Raw genomic sequence first — 17129 nt, 5'->3', positions numbered from 1 at the left:
TGGCGTTTCCCCTGCGTTACGGGGCCGTTCATTCACGCGCGTGTCGACGCTCGCCGCGCCGCTCGGCGTGGGGCTCTTGCCGTCGGTGCGGTGTCGTCTCGGCGTGGGGCGATGCCGTCGCGGTGCCGGTGCTGTACCGGGCCACCGGCGTCCCCTGCGCAGCGCCACCCAGCCGAATGCGGGCTGAACGTCTGCTGGGAGGAGGGCGTCGGGCATTCCCCTGTGGCCGCCGCGGTCGTAGGGTCGGGGCTCATGACGAAGACGAAGGTGCCCGCGGTGGCGTGGCAGGAGACACCCGAGGCGCACGACTATCCGGCGGCGGCGTCGTATCTGTCGCTGCTCGCCGGGGAGGCGACGGTGACGGCTACCGTCGAGGCGTTCGAGCACGCCGAATCGGCGCACTTCAAGGCGAAGGACATCCTGCGCGCCTCGCGCCTGGCTCTGCTGCCGACGGACCACCCGCACGTCACGTCCGATCTGAAGAAGATCGCCGGAGGCATGGCGCTCAGCCCGGTGCTGCTCGTGCGGGGCGACGCGGCGAGCGGACGCGACGCGATCATCGCCGACGGCTACCACCGCGTCTGCGCGAGTTACCACACGGACGACAACACCGACGTGCCTGTGCGCATAGTCGACCTCGCGCACCGTTCCGCCTGAGGTCGCGACGGCCGTGAACTTCGCGCAACTCGCTCTCATCTGTCTCGTCGCGGTGCTCGGGCCGCTGTTGTCGTTGCCGCGTGCCGTGAGGTTGCCGGTCGTCATCGGCGAGCTTGTCGTCGGGCTCGCGCTCGGGCAGACCGGCGCGCGGGTGCTCGACCCGCATGACGGCACGTTCGCGTTTCTCGCGGACGTCGGGTTCGCGCTCGTCATGTTCGTCGCCGGCACGCACGTGCCGGTGCGCGACAAGGCGCTGCGCACGGGTGCGTCGATCGGCGTGGCGCGGGCGGTCGCCGTCGGGGTGCTCGCCGCGCCCGCAGGATGGGCGATCGCGCACGTGTTCGGCACGGGGCACGCGGGGCTGTACGCGGTGCTGCTGGCGAGTTCTTCGGCGTCGATCGTCATGCCGGCGCTGCAGGGTATGCCGCTGACGGGGCCCTCGATCGTCGCGATGCTGCCGCAGTTGGCGCTCGCGGACGCGGCGTGCATCGTCGCGTTGCCGTTCGCGATCGATCCGGCGCACATGTCGCGGGCGGCGATCGGCGCTGCGGCGGTCGTGGCGGTGTCGCTCGTCGTGTTCTTCGTGCTGCGGTTCGTCGAGCAGCGCGGGTATCGACGGCGGGTGCACGAGGTGTCGGAGGATCGCGGGCTGGCGCTCGAGCTGCGGGTGACGCTGACGATCCTGTTCGCCGTCGCGGCGCTCGCGCAGTGGCGGCACGTGTCGATCATGCTCGCCGGGTTCTGCGTGGGGTTGGCCGTCGCCGGTGTCGGTGAGCCGAAGCGCGTCGCGAAGCAGGTGTTCGCGCTGACGGACGGGCTGTTCGCGCCGATCTTCTTCGTATGGCTCGGGGCGTCGCTCAATCTGCGTGACCTCGCGGCGCACCCGGACGCCGTCGCGCTCGGTGTGACGCTGGGGTTGAGCGCCCTCGTCGTGCACGGCGCGATGGCGGTGACGAAGCAGCCGTGGCCGGTCGCCGTCACGACCGCGGCGCAGATGGGTGTGCCCGTGGCAGCCGCGACGACGGGGACGCATCTCGGTGTGCTGCGACCTGGCGAGGACACGGCGATGCTGCTCGGCGCGCTCGTGACGATCGTCGCGACGGCGGCCCTCAGTGGCCCGCTGGCGAAGGTGGCGCAGCAGGACGGCCGCGTCGATCCGGGTAGGCCCGCTCAGGAGCGGCCACTGACGAGCGCAGCCGGCCAGACCCCCTCGGGGGCGTAGGCGCAGTCGGACGCCGCGCGAAGGCGTCGACGATGAGCGTCACCGCGCCGTTCGTTCCTGCGCCAACACCTGTTCGGCCGGGGGAAGGTCCGCAACTCCCCGTCGGGCGATGCGGTCCAGCCGCGCCGAGCGGTCGGCAACGTAGCACGGCACCGATCGTCGGCATGTCGAGTCATGTGGGGGCGGCCGATAGAACCTCCCCACATCAAAGAAGGGCGAGCGTCTCCACGGGCTGGCCGGTGATCGTGGCGATCAGGTCGAAGTCCTTGTCGATCGCCAGGACGGTCAGCCCAACTTTCTCCGCGGTCGCGGCGATGAGCAGATCCGGAATGGACGGGGCGCGGTGCTGGCCATGGTCGGCGAGGAGCATCTGCACCTCGAAAGCTCGATCCTCCATGGCGGGTGTGAGGTGTTCGATCGGCATGAGCGAAAGCGGCGGCAGACCGAAAGCCTCGCGCCCCGCGTCACCCGAACGTGCCGAGAAACCCAGTTCGAGCCGCGTCATCGCCGACAGGTGGAGCAGACCCCTCTCGATGCGGGAATTCCACTCCGCCATGTTCTGCGCCTGCCCAGTTTGCATGCGCGCAAAGGCCGACTTATCCACCAGCCAGCTGGTCACCGCCATGCGGCATCCATCACATCGGAGTCGCCGAGGTCTTCAAAGGCCGCGGCCGAGCGACTCCAGTCATCGGCACCGATCTTCACGGGGGTCGCCGGAGAGACGTCCTGCTCCAGTCGCCGACGCAGGAATTCGTTGCGCGACAGCCCGAGCGCCGCCGCCCTCGCGTCGATGCGCTCGACGGCAGCCTCACTCAGTCCACGGATCAGCACATTCGTCATTGCGACCACCTCCACCAGGATGATATCGCGATATCACTTCACGGCATGGACGTCTCGCGGCTGCCCGGGCAGAGGGATCGGCTCCCTCCTCCGAAGAAGCCCTACGCCGTCGGCATGAGGGTCGGCAGGTGGTGCGTCCCACCGCCGACGGGTCACCACAGCCCGTCCTGAAACCAGGCTCCGGAACGGGCCTTCCTCACATGCGGGAGCGAATCTCGACCACGTCGTGAAACCCACTGGTATGAGGTGCGGGTGATGATCTGAGCTCCCGCCGTCACCTATGCCCGTTGCCGGCCTCGCTCGGCCAGGACAGGAACATCGAAAACAATTCCGCACACCCGGGGGAATACGCTGGGCGCATGCGGGACACCACGACGATTCGTGTGAGCCGACAGACTCAATACAGGCTGTCACAGCTGGCTCAGCAGCAGCACGAGACCATCGACCAGACGGTCGACCGGGCGCTGCGTGCCCTGAGGCAGGTGTCGATGGGATGCGAGCTGAACCCGGAGCTCACCGACGAGGAGAGAGCCTGGCTCGATGCTGAACTCGGGTGACATCACGGAAATCAATCAAGGAACCCACGTTGGCAGCGAAGCGGGCCTCCGGCGCCCCACCGTGGTCGTGACCGCCGTCGGAGCGCTGCGCGGTGAACCTGCCGTGGCGCAGGGGTGAATCGCCTGGATGTGTCATTCCCCGAGTAATACGCTCGTGACAAAGCCCGGGCGATTCAACGACGGACCCCACCCCGTCAATCGACGTTCGTCGAGGCTCCCGCGCTTCCTTTCGTTTCGGCTTCCTGACGCATGGTGCGGAACTCCGGCTTCAGTTCGCTCAACCTGCGGCCGTCCGGAACTCGCCAAAAGGTCCAGCCGTTGGCGGTCTTCCGATTCGCTGCGACCGCGGCGGCCCCGGATGGCGAGTCAAACTCACGGGCCCCGACTCTGATCCTGCCACTAGGGAGCACAGTCGCTTCAGTCCCGTTCTGCCCCTTCAACGGGGTATCGGCCGGCACGAGACCGACAGCGACCAGTTCCCGGAAGTCGATCCAATCTGTCTCCAGCGTGGCCCGCGCAGCCGACATCACGACGTGATGCCCCGAGGGAGTGGGCCACGTGTGGATGAGGGCGTCCGCGATCTCGTCAGCGCGAGCATCGATCGCATGCTCGTCCCATGTCTCGACCTGCTGCACCTTGCGAGTCACCAGCACTTCATATTGGCCGAACTCCTTCCGCTTCCGCTCCCAGCCAGCGTTACTGACCTGGCTGTTCAGCGACCCTGTCAATAACGTCAGGTTGCCAAATCGATGAACATACTTCTCTCGCTCGAGCTCAGCCTCGAGGTTCGGCACAGGCCAGTGGGCGCGCCACTTCTGCGGCATGAGGTGTTCGACCTGCAGCCGGTTGCGCGGAACGCGAACTCCTGTTTGAGCGCGGCCCCCACGAGTGAAACCTCGCTGCGCATCCTCATAGGTCTCGAGAAATGCGCGGAGTCTCGCCCGAGAGTGCTCGCGGTATGCCGGCGCTTCACGAACGTAGGTGCGCACCTCCTCATCGGATGGCCAGTAGGTGCCTGGACGGGTTTGTGCGGCCAGATACGATTGCGTGCGCTCGGCGACCATCTCCGGCGCGACGAGAAGCAGCTCACCGATGAGGGTCGAAATCACGCGACCGGCGTCGCTGAAGCCCCGCCGCAGCAATGCTCGGCGCATCGTCCAGCTCTCGACGTGCCGCAAGGCTGCGTCGGCGGTTTCTCGCGGCACCTCGGAGACCCCCGTGTAGAGGAAGAGCTGCATGGGCCTGACAGCCTCTACTCCGACCGCCTGCGTCCGATAGGTGAACAGCGCTGACGTGTCGAGGTCGTCCTGGGACTTTGCCCGTTCCAGCCAGTCTCGGTACAGGGCGGCGCTTTCCGCTAGATCAACGACGATCTCGGCCATCGAGACCCCCGCTGTGTCGCACCACCGACGGAACTCGTCGAATGTTCGCGGAGTGCTGATCTCACGACCTGTGCGGGCGACCAACCAGTGGTTGAGGAACAGCGACAAGCGGTCGAGGCTGTGTCGGCCCAGGGACGCCTCTGCACGCCACCACCTTTCTTCGAGCGGCCTCCACACCTCACTTCGCACCGTCGCGACATCAACGCCCTCGTCGACAAGCCCCTTGAAGACGAAGTTCTTGATCAGGTCGCCCTGATTCAGCGGAGTACCACGGGCGTTCAGCGTCTCGAAGATGATCTGGGCATCTTCTCGCTCTCCCAAGGTGATGACGACGAGCTGCAAGCCGGAATCAATCGTGACGGCGAGCTCCTGAGCCCGCGCAGCCGGATCGCCTTCAGCACCGTCGAGCCACTCCTCTACCTTGCTCTGGAAGAAACGGTGCGCCCGAGCGATCCTCGTGTCCATCTCGTCGAATTCGCTCGTGGCCGAGGCATCCATGGCAGCACGAAATTCGGGGCCGTCATCATTGAGATGACGGATCTTCAATTCGCCCGCGCCGCTTTGGTCATAGAAGGCGGCATTACGCGTGAGCGCCGCGAGACGCTGAGCCGGGTTGACGAACCCTCTTTCTTCGAAGATGAGCGCTGCAGCATCCATCAAAAGTTGCAGCGTGGTGAGACGCTGTTGCCCGTCGATGAGCTCGAAGGTCGTTACTGCACCCATCGCCGCCGGGCGCACCTGAGTGACCACAGCCCCCATGAAGTGCCTCTTGCTCGGCTCGCTTCGACGGACCTCAGCCAGGCGAACAACGTCCTCCCACAGCGGCTGCCACTGATGCTCCTCTTCCCACACGTAAGGCCTCTGATAGAGAGGAACTTCCAGAAGTTGAGGGAGGCTGAACAGTTCTTGGGGCGTCCTGACGACTGGTTCCATGAGCGCATCGTAGGCGCCAAGAGGCTTCCGACGGGGGGGTCACCGTCAGATCCACCCCTTGTCGCGGTTGGCGAGGGCGTGGCGTCACAAGGTGGGGCGGAATTCGGCCGGGTCCAGTAGCAGATCACGGTCTGCGGCACTGGACGTTGTCCAGGGGGCTTTCTGGAGGGGATCTGACACGACGGTTGTGCCGCTAAATTCCCCGATCTCACGCGCTCCTAGACATTGAAGCGGAACTCGACCAAATATCGGACACCACTAACGTTACCGGTCTTGTCCCAGCTCAGTCGATTCGCGTCGAACGGCCTCACACCTCAGGAGCCAAGCAGGGTGCGCAAGCACCATACCGATCCCATGGCCTCGCCCGCAGGCCCTATGGCCCGTCGTGAGACTGAAACCATCAACGAAGCGTGACGCCAGCAACTCGGGTTACCAGCGCAGGTAACCGTCGTGGAACTCGCTGACGGCTACCGCGCGTTTCAGATCTATACCGACGCCCCCCTTCGGGTTGCACGCTCGCCACGCGGTGACCGCGACGCGTCCGCAGGTGCTGCACGCGGACCTCCGCTGATCTAGCAGAGACGCCAGCGACACAAGCATCCCCCGGACCACGGCCATAGGGCGATCAAGTCCGCACCGCCTTATGCGGCCGACCATGTAGCGATTCCCTGAGCGTCGCTGACAGAATCTCATACTGATGGGCCGCTCTAGAATACCCCAAGCGGGGTAACGCAAACCGTCTAAAACGACGACCCGATCGCCGCACCCAAACCTCACCCCACAAGGGAACAAGGGGGCCCCAAAAAAGCATCACACTGTGGCTCAAAAAAAATCGGGCCGGATCATCGCGAATCACGCAAGTCGCCAACTCAAGACGCCACCTTAGCATTACGCCCGCAGCGCGCGGCATGGATCATTCGCCCCCACCCGCGCACTTATACCTTTCACATCCGAAAGACGCATCGAGCGTCCTTGACCGAAGTTTACCAGTCCAATCAGCAAATCTAGAAAAACGGCGGCAACTTCCATCGTAAGTGCCTGACATTACGGCAAAATTCCCTCAGCCTATTCCTAGATCTACTCGCGGCAGTGCCGAGATTATGTCTGAGCACTTGGTTCGATTCTTGAACAGTGGAGCCTTATATGAGGTCCCATAGCGGTCAAAAACTGTTTCGACAAAGTCCACAAATGGGCCGGAAAGTTCGAAGGCTTTCACCTTTTCCATAAATTGAGCCAACGACTGTTCTTCACGCCAAATGTTCGTGCCAGTCAAAACATAATAAGTGAACAAGCGGTTTCCGTGAATCGCGATGGCCCGTTCACGATCCGCAGTTGATGGGACGGCGTCTTCCCGGCTTTGAACTCGAGAGAGAAGAAAGGACTCAACGTACCGAGTCGCTTCCACTGCCTTGTATAGGGCAAGCGGCGTGACGCGGGCCTGATCGAATATGGAGATGTAAGGCTCAGTACGCGTGTCACGCCATAGTGAGCTAATTTTATCTTTGGCGCGCACGGCATTGTCGACAGAAACCCCGCATGAAACCAGCGCCACAGTCGCGTCCTGTAGAGAAATGGTTGGAACACTGGCTTCAGCATAGTCTTCGCCCGAACGTATAACGTAACTTACGGCGAAGTCACGATCAAGACCCCTTCGAAGCTCTTGCTGAAAAGGATCAAGGGACACGAAGTCTTTAGCTCCGATGCCATTTTGTGAGTTGTTGAAGCGAGTCACATTGACCGCAAATTCTGCTTCATCGTCAGGGATTTCCAAGACGCGAACCAGGCACTTCAGTCGAGATAAGGCGTCCGCGCCTCCCTCCACGCTTAGAAGACCACCGAGCGTACTCGTTGTCTGAGCACCGTTAACGATTGAGCCATTCGATATCGTGAGAGCTACGTTTTCGGCCGCTGCCCCACCCCGCAAGGTGCGCGCAACACCATTGGAGACAAATGTAACACCATTATTGTAGTACCAGAATTTTTCTGGGTCTCGGAGAGCTGTTTCTGCGATGTCGGCATTAATTTCAGTTCCACCAAGCCCAGAACGTAGATTTTTCGAAAAAAGCCGCTCGCCATGGTCATTGAACAAGTCCGCCAGGGTAGCGCCGGTAACCCAACCGTAGTAGCCATTGAATGGAACGGCAACCATGTTGAATCAATTTAGTGTAATGGAAATACTTGTACCGCCACCCTCTCCATAAGGGGAAATGATTTGATAGAGATCTGAGAGGCGGGTATGTCTCAGCGAGTCAGGGTCCCCCATCGACATCTCAAATGACGTTTTGAAAATGCTGTTCGACTGATCTGGCACGTCGCGGTCCGATGTAGAGACCAGGACAGGGAATAGATCTACGCCCGGTGTATTAACAGCTTCGACAATCTCATCGCGAAGCGCCTGAATTTTAGGATTGCCATGCTCGAACAGGACAAGTGAAAATACTTCATTGACGCCGGCCGTAAAAGACTTTGCATCGGCTTCAGAAATGGGTGGAGAACTGGGTTGCTCCACCCATTTGGACTGAATTAGGAAAGCCTTGCGCCCCACCCTGTCAAAAAAGAACGCGTCGATACCACGATCATTTGGGCCATCGACAATGTGTCGCAGCAACTGATCTTGAGGACAGCCAGCCAGGCGATCGAGCGAGAATCCTAATAACAAGCGTGTTCGGATGGCAACCTCCGAGAGATTCGGCTCAGCTGCGACGATATCGGCCCGCAATTGCGCATACTCACTGTCAAGGTGCGCCTGAAATCGCGTGAGGTGAATTTGTCCTGCTGGCATGGAGACTCCCGAACTATGGCGGTGCGTGTGATCCCCACCATAGCAAACTCCCCACGGTTCATTGACTTGAAAAGCGACTACTACACTCGCGGCAGGTCGGCTAGTGTCCCGGTTGAAAGACCCACACTGGTGCCCATCGTTGTCATGCGCGGATCCCGCATGAGGGCGGGCAGTTACCGGCACCTCCTCTCCGATGAGGCTTCCGGTCAGTGCGCGCGAATGACGAAGGGGAGAAGCTTCAAAGACCCGCCCCAGCGCGAGTACTAAAGTGCAGCAATGCTCGATGACAAACCCACAGTCCGGCCACGGTTGCATCACAGGTTGAAGCTGGCTCGACCCGCATTCCGTACAGGACCTACGTCGAAACGGGACTCACCTCAGACGTTGAAGCGGAACTCCACCACGTCGCCGTCCTGCATGACGTAGTCCTTGCCTTCCATGCGGGCCTTGCCCTTCGCGCGAGCCTCGGCCACCGAACCACACTCGACGAGATCGTCGAATGAGATGATCTCAGCCTTGATGAAGCCCTTCTGGAAGTCGGTGTGGATGACGCCGGCGGCCATGGGCGCCGTCCAGCCCTTGCCGATCGTCCAGGCGCGCGTCTCCTTCGGCCCGGCCGTCAGATACGTCTGCAGCCCGAGCGTGTTGAAACCCTTGTGCGCGAGCTGCTCCAGGCCCGGCTCGGTGATACCGACCGACTCGAGCAGCTCCTTCGCCTCGTCCTCGTCGAGCTCGGCGACCTCGGACTCGAGCTGCGCGTTGAGGAAGATCGCCTCCGCGGGCGCGACGAGCGCCTGCATCTCGGCCTGGAACGCCTCGTCCGTCAGCTGCGACTCGTCGACGTTGAACACATAGATGAACGGCTTCGCCGTCAGCAGCCCGAGCTCGCGGATCTCGCTCGTGTCGAAGTCGACCGAGCTGAGCGTCTTACCCTCCTCGAGCACCTTCTGCGCGGCCAGGGCAGCGTCATAGACCGACTTCTCGGTCTTCTTGGCCTTGACCTCCTTCTCCAGGCGCGGCACAGCCTTCTCCAGCGTCTGCAGATCGGCGAGGATCAGCTCGGTGTTGATCGTCTCCAGATCCGAACTCGGCGACACCTTGCCGTCGACATGGTGCACGTCGTCGTCGACGAACGCACGCACGACCTGGCAGATCGCGTCAGCCTCACGAATGTTGGCGAGGAACTTGTTGCCCAGCCCCTCCCCCTCGGAGGCGCCCTTGACGATGCCCGCGATGTCGACGAACGACACCGTCGCCGGCAGGATCGCCGCCGAACCGAAGATCTCCGCGAGCTTCTTCAACCGCGGATCCGGCAACGGCACGACACCGACGTTCGGCTCGATCGTTGCGAAGGGATAGTTGGCAGCGAGCACGTTGTTCTTCGTCAGAGCGTTGAACATGGTCGACTTGCCGACGTTGGGGAGACCGACGATTCCGATGGTAAGAGCCACGAGAGAAGAGTCTACGTGCCACCGCCCGCGCCGGCTTCATCCGACGGACGCCTTCGACATCAGCGGCGCTGACACAATGACGCCATGCTCGTGCACCTGCGTCTCAACGTGCCGACGGACCTCACCGACGCCGTCCGCGACACCCTGAGCGACGACGCCCGCCTCACCAACCTCACCCACCTGCGCGGCGCGTCCCTCAAACCGGCCGGCGACGTCTTCGAAGCCGACGTCGCCCGCGAAGCCGCCACCGCCGTCCTCGACGACCTCAACGCCGTCGGCCTCGGCCACCGCGGCGGCATCGTCATCGGCCAACCCCTCGGCACCCCGTTCGACGCCGCGCACGACGTCGAAGAAGCCGCGCACGGCGACCCGGACGACGCCGTGATCTGGCACCTCGTCGAACGAGAGGCAGAGAAGGCGAGCTCACCGACGGCGACCTACCTCGTGTTCCTCTGCATCGCAACGGCCCTCGCGAGCATCGCCGTCATCACCGACTCGGCCGTCCTCGTCGTCGGCGCGATGGTCGTCGGGCCCGAGTTCGCCGTCATAGCCGCGATCTGCACCGGCATCGCCCTCGGACGTTGGCGCCTCGCCGCGCGCAGCGCCGCCACCCTGCTGTGGACATTCGCGTTCGCCATCGTCGTCATCATGCTCGCCGCCCTGCTCGCGGCATCGCTCGACGTCGTCTCGGCCGCCGACGTGACACGCCCCCGCCCTCAGACGGGCTTCATCTGGCGCCCCGACCTGTGGTCGTTCATCGTGGCGCTGCTCGCCGGCACGGCCGGGGTGCTCGCCCTGGCGACCGACAAGACGAGCGCCATGGTGGGCGTCTTCATCTCCGTCACGACGGTGCCCGCCGCCGGAAACCTCGCCCTCGGCCTCGCCATCTTCGACGCGGCCGAGATCACCGGATCCGCCGCGCAGCTCGGGATGAACCTGGCCGGAATGATCATCGCGGGCGTGCTGACGCTCGTCGTGCAACGCCTCGTCTGGCGCCACCTCAGCGACGCCATGCGCCACCGTTCCTCCGAACGGTGGCTACGCGCGCAACTCGGGCCGAGCCCGACCTCACCCGCCGCGGTCGCCACACGGGAGCACTGACCCCGCCACCGCACGGTGGTGACAGGCACCGACCTGGCACCTCCACCGCACACGCAGCGCACCGACAAACCGCGCCGTTCCGGGGTTGTCGGCGGCAGATGCTTGAGTTTCACCCGTGCAGACAACAGCCATCTTCGTGACGTTCGTCGCCGGCCTCGCCCTCGGAGCCCTCGCCATGTGGGTCGCCCTGCGACGCACGGCCGTGACCCCGACGGACGACGTCGCACAGCTCGCCGCGGCGCAGGCCGAGCGCGACGTGCTGCGTGAACGCATCGTCGACCTCGAGGCGACGGTGAGCGACGACGCGCAGACGGCCGCCCTTCTGGGGCCCCTGCGTGACGCCCTGAGCCGCGTCGAGCGCCAGGTCGCGACGCTGGAACGCGACCGTGTCGAGCAGTTCAGCTCTGTCGACGTCGCCCTGCGCCGCGTCACTGCCACGACGGACGAGCTGCGGCGCGAGACCTCATCGCTGGCCGGTTCGCTCAACGCCTCGAGCGTGCGCGGGCAGTGGGGCGAATCGCAGTTGCGGCGCATCCTCGAGCTGTCGGGCATGCTGCGTCGCTGCGACTTCGACGAGCAGTGGCGCGGGCGCAACGACACCGGTGACGACGTGCGCCCCGACGTCGTCGTCCATCTGCCGGGCGAGCGTTCGCTCGTCATCGATGCCAAGGCGCCGCTGAGTGCGTTCCTCGCGGCGCAGGAGGCGGACCTCGACGAACGCGCCCGCAGCGCCGCGTTGGGGCGCCACGCCAAGCAGCTGCGCTCGCACGTCGACACGCTCGCCTCGAAGCGTTACTGGACGGCACTGCCGCAGGCGCCCGCGTTCGTCATCTGCTTCGTGCCGGGCGACGCCATTCTCGCGTCCGCGCTCAATGCCGACCCCGGTTTGCTCGAGGAGGCGATGGAGCGTCACGTCGTGCTCGCCTCGCCGAGCACCCTCATCGCGACGATGCGCAGCGTCAGCGCGATGTGGCAGCAGGCGACGCTCGAGGAGAACGCGCGTGAGCTGCTGACGCTCGGCCGCGAGCTCTACGACCGCATCGGAGTGCTCGCCAAGCACACCCACGATCTCGGCGGCTCGTTGCGACGCAGCGTCGAGGCGTACAACCTGTTCGTCGGCTCGCTCGAGAGCCGCGTGCTCGTCACCGCGCGCCGGATGCACGACCTCGACGTCTCCGCCACCCCGCCGCGTGGCGTCGCGCCCCTCGACGTGACGCCGCGCCCACTCACCCACGAGGCGCTGCTCGAGCCCGTGCTCGCCGAACCCGCGCCGGGCAACCCCTCGGACGAGCGGGGCTGACGGTGCGCGGCCGGGCATGCTGGATGGGATGTCGAAGGCCCCCGCTCCGACACGGAGCGAGGGCCCGGCGCCCGCACGCGTCAGCGTGGCGGCATGTCTCAGTGAAGCGAGTCGGCGCCCTGAACGACCTGCTCGCCGCCGCGCATCGAGTCGGACATGCCGCGCGCCTTGAGGTCACGGCGCAGTTCGTTGGGCAGCGCGAACAGCAGGCTCTCCTCGGCGGCGACGATCGGCTTGACGTCCTCATAGCCGCGGGCGGCGAGGTAGTCGAGCACGCCCCGCACGAGGATCTCCGGCACCGATGCCCCCGAGGTCACACCGACGGTCGTGACCCCGTCGAGCCATGCCTCGTCGAGCTCATCGGCGTAGTCCACGAGGTGCCCGGCGCGCGAACCGTGCTCCAGCGCCACCTCGACGAGACGGACCGAGTTCGACGAGTTGCGCGAGCCGACGACGATCATGAGGTCGCACTCGGGCGCCATCTGCTTGACGGCGAGCTGACGGTTCTGCGTCGCATAGCAGATGTCGTCGCTCGGCGGATCCTGCAGGTGCGGAAACTTCTCGCGCAACCGGCGCACCGTCTCCATCGTCTCGTCGACGCTCAGCGTCGTCTGCGACAACCACACGACGCGCTCCGGGTCGCGCACCTCGACGTTGACGACATCGTCGGGCCCGTCGACGAGCGTGATGTGCTCGGGCGCCTCACCCGCAGTGCCGACGACCTCCTCGTGCCCCTCGTGCCCGATGAGCAGGATGTCGTAGTCCTGGCTCGCGAAGCGCGTGGCCTCGCGGTGCACCTTCGTGACGAGCGGGCATGTGGCGTCGATCGTCTTGAGGCTCAACGCCTTCGCCTCCTCGTGAACGACGGGAGCGACCCCGTGCGCAGAGAAGATGACGGTCGCGCCCTCAGGCACCTGGTCGGTCTCGTCGACGAAGATCGCGCCGCGTTTCTCGAGCGTCGTCACGACATGCTTGTTGTGGACGATCTCCTTGCGCACGTACACCGGCGGGCCGTAGAGGTCGAGAGCCTTCTCGACGGTGATGACGGCCCGATCCACGCCCGCGCAGTATCCGCGCGGCGCGGCCAGGAGAACTCGCTTCGTCTGGGTATCCACGCCCATCATCGTAACGACCACGGCCTCCGAGGCCGAGCGAGTGGGAGCGGCATCACGCGTCGTGGGGTCGCGAACGCGAGCGCCGCAGACTGTTCGCTCCCGCAGAGCGCACCTCACCGCCGCATTCGTCCTTCGCACCCGAGCGTGGCGCCTCGCCCCCGTAGAGTTGCCCCGTGACGAGCACACCCCCAGGCACGGGCACGCCGGCGGGCCTTCCGGCCCTCGCGGGCGACACGACCGCCGAGCAGCCGTGGCCGGTGCGCGTGCTCAGCATGAAGATCGCGCAGTACGTCGATCGCATGTCGCCGCTGTGGGTCGAGGGGCAGATCGTGCAACTCAACATCCGCGCCCGCACGGCGTATTTGACGCTGCGGGACGCCGACGTCGACATGTCCCTCTCCCTCACCGTTCCGACGAACACGCTCAACGCGATGGGCCCCGCGGTTCGTGAAGGGGCGCGCGTCGTCGTGCACGCCAAACCGACGTTCTGGACGAAGCGCGGCAGCCTCATGATGGAGGGCCGCACGATGCGGCCCGTCGGCGAGGGCGAACTGCTCCTGCGCCTCGAACAGCTCAAGCGCACGCTCGCCGCAGAGGGCCTGTTCGCCCCCGACCGCAAACGGCCGCTGCCGTTCCTGCCCCGCGTCATCGGGCTCATCACCGGGCGTGAGGGCGCAGCCGAGAACGACGTCGTCGAGAACGCGCGACGCCGCTGGCCGGCCGCCCACTTCGAGATCCGCCACGTTCCCGTCCAGGGCCCCGACTGCGTCACCGCCGTCAGCGGCGCCCTGCGCGAACTCGACGGTCTCGACCACGTCGACGTCATCGTCATCGCGCGCGGCGGCGGCTCCTTCGAGGACCTGCTCGGGTTCAGCAACGAGACGCTCGTGCGGGCCGTCAGCGCCGCGCGCACTCCCGTCGTCAGCGCCATCGGGCACGACGTCGACACGCCGCTGCTCGATCACGTCGCCGACCGACGCGCCTCGACCCCGACGGACGCCGCCAAGCTCGTCGTACCGGATCTGGCCGCCGAACAGGCCGCCCTCGCGCAACACCGCACGCGGCTCAGCCAAGGCCTGCGCGGCCGCTTCGCCGCCGAACGGCGCCACCTCAACTCCCTCGTCGGGCGGCCCGTGCTGCGCGAACCGGGCACCCTCGTCACCCAGCAACGCGACGAGGTCGACCGCCTCACGAACCGCAGCGCCTACGCGATGCGGCAACGTCTCACCCGCGCGCGCGACCAGATCGCTCACGGGCGCGCCCAGGTGATCGCCCTGTCCCCGCAGAAGACCCTCGACCGCGGGTACGCCGTCGTCCAGCACGCCGACGGCTCCCTCGTCATGGCCCGTGACGACGTCAGCGTCGACGACATCCTCAAGGTGACCGTGTCGCAGGGCAACTTCGCCGTCACGCCCTATAGCGGCAAACCCCGGACGCGCCGAGCGGGGACGCCGGCGACAACGAAGGCGCGCACGGCTGCATCGTCTAAGAAGACGACGCAGGGCCGCGCGTCCGATGCCCCGAAGGCCAAGAAGAAGACTGCACCGGCGACGGCTGACGATGCGACGCCCACCACCACCCGATCCGAGACCACCGAGGACGACGCATGAGCGACACGCACGAGGCACCCGCGAACGAGGCGTCCGAGGACGTCATGAACCACGACTCGACCAATGGCGCCCAGGCCGGCAACCCCGAGACCGTGCCCGCGAGCGCGCCCGACGCCGCGAACGCCGACATCGCGAGCATGGGTTACGAACAGGCTCGCGACGAGCTCGCCCAGATCGTCACGACGCTCGAAGGTGGTCGCGCGCCGCTCGAGGAGAGCATGCGGCTGTGGGAGCGCGGCGAGGCCCTCGCCGATCACTGCACGCGGTGGCTCGACGGGGCACAGTCGCGCATCGAAGAATCCGTCGCGCGCCGAGAGAACGGCAGAGAAAGAGCCTAACGCGCCGCGCATCTGACACTGCGCACGCCCGGCCTCAGCGGGTCCGAGTTCAGCGTTCCCGACGCTCGCGTTGGCTCACTTCGCGATCTGGCTGTACGGCTTGGCCGCCGCGGCGATCTGCTGCAACTGGGCCCACGAGCCCTTGCCGGTGACGACGGTGTCGAGCCCGGCGAGCGGCTGCGAGCGCACGAGCCCCTTCTGGCCCGACTGCATCTCGACCTTGCGCCAGCTCACGCCCCCGAGGTCGACGCTGCCGGCATCAGAGCCGGATGCGACGTCCTTGATCCAAGCTGCGCCGCCGTCCTTGCGCTGCTGGATCGAGACGTAGTCCTCACCGTCACCCTGATAGCCCGCCCGCCAACGCTCCGCGTGATCCTTGTCGCCCGGCACGATCGCGACGTTGACGGCACGCCACGGCGAACCGAGCCCGTCGGCGACGGCGACGTCCCAGTGCTTCGTCGACGACACCTCGCGCGCGATCTGTGACGCCTGCACGGTGGGCAGTTTCGTGGCCCCCTGACGAGGAATGAGGGCCAAAATCACCAAACAGCCGGCGATACAAGCGATCATGGACAGGACCATGCTCTTGGCGTTTCCCTGCATCCCGCGCCGCTTCGGCGGAGGGGGCGGGGGCATGGCCGGCGCTGACGCAGGCTGTGTCGGCTCGGTGGTCGTGGCCTTCTCGTGCGGGGTACTCACTCCCCCATGTTCGCCGACGCACCTGCGTCAGCGGAAACCGGGGCGGCCCGCCGCCCCGGCCACGCCGCCTCGAGCACCGCGGGAGCCAGCCGCCACACCAGTGCGACATCGAGGAGACACCGACCGTGACATCGAAGCTGCCCACCTACCAGATCCCCGACCGCAACCTGGCGCTCGAACTCGTGCGCGTCACCGAGTCAGCCGCCATGGCCGCCGGCCCCTGGGTGGGTCGTGGCGAGAAGAACCTCGCGGACGGCGCCGCCGTCGAGGCGATGCGCACCCTCATCTCGACGGTGAGCATGAACGGCACCGTCGTCATCGGCGAGGGCGAGAAGGACGAGGCCCCGATGCTGTTCAACGGTGAGCAGGTGGGCGACGGCACGGGCCCCGACGTCGACGTCGCCGTCGACCCGATCGACGGCACGACGCTGACGGCGAAGGGCATGCCGAACGCCGTCTCCGTCCTCGCCGTCAGCGAGCGCGGCTCGATGTACGACCCGAGTGCCGTGTTCTACATGGACAAGCTCGTCACCGGCCCCGAGGCCGCAGACGTCGTCGACATCCGCCTGCCCGTCGCCGAGAACATCCGCCGCATCGCGAAGGCCAAGAACACGACGAACAACGGCGTCACGGTCGTGCTGCTCGATCGCCCGCGCCACGAGCCGCTCGCGCAGGAGATCCGTGACGCCGGCGCGCGCATCAAGTTCATCTCCGACGGTGACGTCGCCGGTGCCATCATGGCCGCCCGCCCCAACACGGGTGTCGACCTGTTGCTCGGCATCGGCGGCACGCCTGAGGGCATCATCACCGCGTGCGCGATCAAGTGCATCGGCGGCGTCATCCAGGGCCGTCTTGCGCCGAAGGACGACGAGGAGAAGCAGCGCGCGCTCGACGCGGGCCACGACGTCAATCGTGTGCTGACGACGAACGATCTCGTCCGCGGCGACAACTGCTTCTTCGTCGCGACGGGCATCACCGACGGTGAACTGCTCAAGGGTGTGCGCTACCGCGAGAACGGCTGCACGACGAGCTCGCTCGTCATGCGCAGCAAGAGCGGTACCGTACGAACCATCGAGGCCGAGCACCGCCTGAGCAAGGTGGCTGAATACGCTTCGGAGCAGTACCAGTAAGTCGGGGCAGCG

General features: G+C 65.7%; 16 protein-coding genes. 8 read left to right on the top strand and 8 right to left on the bottom strand.

The features are described 5' to 3' along the window. Window positions 1-252: 252 nt before the first annotated feature. The gene (locus ABH936_RS07445; RefSeq protein WP_404602946.1) at window positions 253-657 is read left to right on the top strand and encodes a hypothetical protein; all 405 of its coding nucleotides are present in this window, start codon (window positions 253-255) and stop codon (window positions 655-657) included. A gap of 13 nt (window positions 658-670) precedes the next feature. After that, entirely contained in the window at window positions 671-1879 is a 1209-nt protein-coding gene (locus ABH936_RS07440) for a cation:proton antiporter (protein WP_404602945.1), read from the top strand. Window positions 1880-2084: 205 nt separating this feature from the next. Here the strand turns inward: ABH936_RS07440 and ABH936_RS07435 are convergent, their stop codons facing one another. Together ABH936_RS07435 and ABH936_RS07430 are read right to left on the bottom strand one after the other, a co-directional pair. After that, window positions 2085-2504 carry a PIN domain nuclease gene (locus ABH936_RS07435; RefSeq protein WP_404602944.1) on the bottom strand — a complete coding sequence of 140 codons (420 nt, stop codon included), beginning with the start codon at window positions 2502-2504 and terminating at the stop codon, window positions 2085-2087. Continuing rightward, entirely contained in the window at window positions 2495-2719 is a 225-nt protein-coding gene (locus tag ABH936_RS07430) for a ribbon-helix-helix protein, CopG family (protein WP_404602943.1), read from the bottom strand. Before ABH936_RS07430 ends, ABH936_RS07435 begins: the two co-directional genes overlap by 10 nt. 359 nt (window positions 2720-3078) lie before the next feature. Here ABH936_RS07430 and ABH936_RS07425 point away from each other — a divergent pair, with 359 nt between their 5' ends. Continuing rightward, window positions 3079-3276 (top strand): hypothetical protein, encoded by a 198-nt coding sequence (locus ABH936_RS07425; RefSeq protein WP_404602942.1) that lies wholly within the window; start codon window positions 3079-3081, stop codon window positions 3274-3276. Between the two features lie 194 nt (window positions 3277-3470). On the opposite strand, the gene ABH936_RS07420 is transcribed toward ABH936_RS07425, so the two are convergent. From ABH936_RS07420 to ychF, 4 genes are all read right to left on the bottom strand, one after another. Beyond that, complete coding sequence (locus ABH936_RS07420) at window positions 3471-5591, bottom strand: DUF262 domain-containing protein (protein ID WP_404602941.1); 2121 nt, start codon at window positions 5589-5591, stop codon at window positions 3471-3473. A 1060-nt stretch (window positions 5592-6651) separates the two neighbouring features. Continuing rightward, window positions 6652-7740 (bottom strand): AIPR family protein, encoded by a 1089-nt coding sequence (locus ABH936_RS07415; protein ID WP_404602940.1) that lies wholly within the window; start codon window positions 7738-7740, stop codon window positions 6652-6654. A gap of 6 nt (window positions 7741-7746) precedes the next feature. After that, on the bottom strand, window positions 7747-8373 hold the full coding sequence (locus tag ABH936_RS07410; RefSeq protein ID WP_404602939.1) for a hypothetical protein: 627 nt from the start codon (window positions 8371-8373) through the stop codon (window positions 7747-7749). A 377-nt stretch (window positions 8374-8750) separates the two neighbouring features. Continuing rightward, complete coding sequence (ychF, locus tag ABH936_RS07405; protein WP_404602938.1) at window positions 8751-9824, bottom strand: redox-regulated ATPase YchF; 1074 nt, start codon at window positions 9822-9824, stop codon at window positions 8751-8753. Between the two features lie 84 nt (window positions 9825-9908). Between ychF and ABH936_RS07400 the strand changes: the two genes are divergently transcribed. Next, entirely contained in the window at window positions 9909-10925 is a 1017-nt protein-coding gene (locus ABH936_RS07400; RefSeq protein ID WP_062258639.1) for a DUF389 domain-containing protein, read from the top strand. 115 nt (window positions 10926-11040) lie between these two features. Beyond that, on the top strand, window positions 11041-12225 hold the full coding sequence (locus ABH936_RS07395; RefSeq protein ID WP_038567159.1) for a DNA recombination protein RmuC: 1185 nt from the start codon (window positions 11041-11043) through the stop codon (window positions 12223-12225). A gap of 98 nt (window positions 12226-12323) precedes the next feature. Here the strand turns inward: ABH936_RS07395 and ABH936_RS07390 are convergent, their stop codons facing one another. Continuing rightward, window positions 12324-13346, bottom strand: a complete 1023-nt coding sequence (locus tag ABH936_RS07390; RefSeq protein WP_231729596.1) for a 4-hydroxy-3-methylbut-2-enyl diphosphate reductase — start codon at window positions 13344-13346, stop codon at window positions 12324-12326. Window positions 13347-13513: 167 nt separating this feature from the next. Between ABH936_RS07390 and xseA the strand changes: the two genes are divergently transcribed. Both xseA and ABH936_RS07380 read left to right on the top strand, forming a co-directional pair. Then, window positions 13514-14950 carry an exodeoxyribonuclease VII large subunit gene (gene xseA, locus ABH936_RS07385; RefSeq protein ID WP_404602937.1) on the top strand — a complete coding sequence of 479 codons (1437 nt, stop codon included), beginning with the start codon at window positions 13514-13516 and terminating at the stop codon, window positions 14948-14950. Next, window positions 14947-15288: an exodeoxyribonuclease VII small subunit gene (locus tag ABH936_RS07380; RefSeq protein ID WP_082740955.1), complete on the top strand. Its 342-nt coding sequence runs from the start codon at window positions 14947-14949 to the stop codon at window positions 15286-15288. The genes xseA and ABH936_RS07380 overlap by 4 nt, the downstream gene beginning before the upstream one ends. A gap of 75 nt (window positions 15289-15363) precedes the next feature. On the opposite strand, the gene ABH936_RS07375 is transcribed toward ABH936_RS07380, so the two are convergent. Next, window positions 15364-15891 (bottom strand): DUF4245 family protein, encoded by a 528-nt coding sequence (locus ABH936_RS07375; RefSeq protein ID WP_404602936.1) that lies wholly within the window; start codon window positions 15889-15891, stop codon window positions 15364-15366. A gap of 221 nt (window positions 15892-16112) precedes the next feature. Between ABH936_RS07375 and glpX the strand changes: the two genes are divergently transcribed. After that, window positions 16113-17117, top strand: coding sequence for a class II fructose-bisphosphatase (gene glpX / locus ABH936_RS07370; protein WP_006946101.1), 1005 nt, complete (start codon window positions 16113-16115; stop codon window positions 17115-17117). Window positions 17118-17129 lie beyond the last annotated feature (12 nt).

The sequence above is a fragment of the Dermacoccus sp. GAS27A genome, from assembly GCF_044909235.1.
GTDB classification, from domain to species: Bacteria; Actinomycetota; Actinomycetes; order Actinomycetales; family Dermatophilaceae; genus Dermacoccus; species Dermacoccus nishinomiyaensis.
The sequence above is the reverse complement of the archived record's forward strand: the minus strand, read 5'-3'. Positions and strand labels throughout refer to the sequence as shown.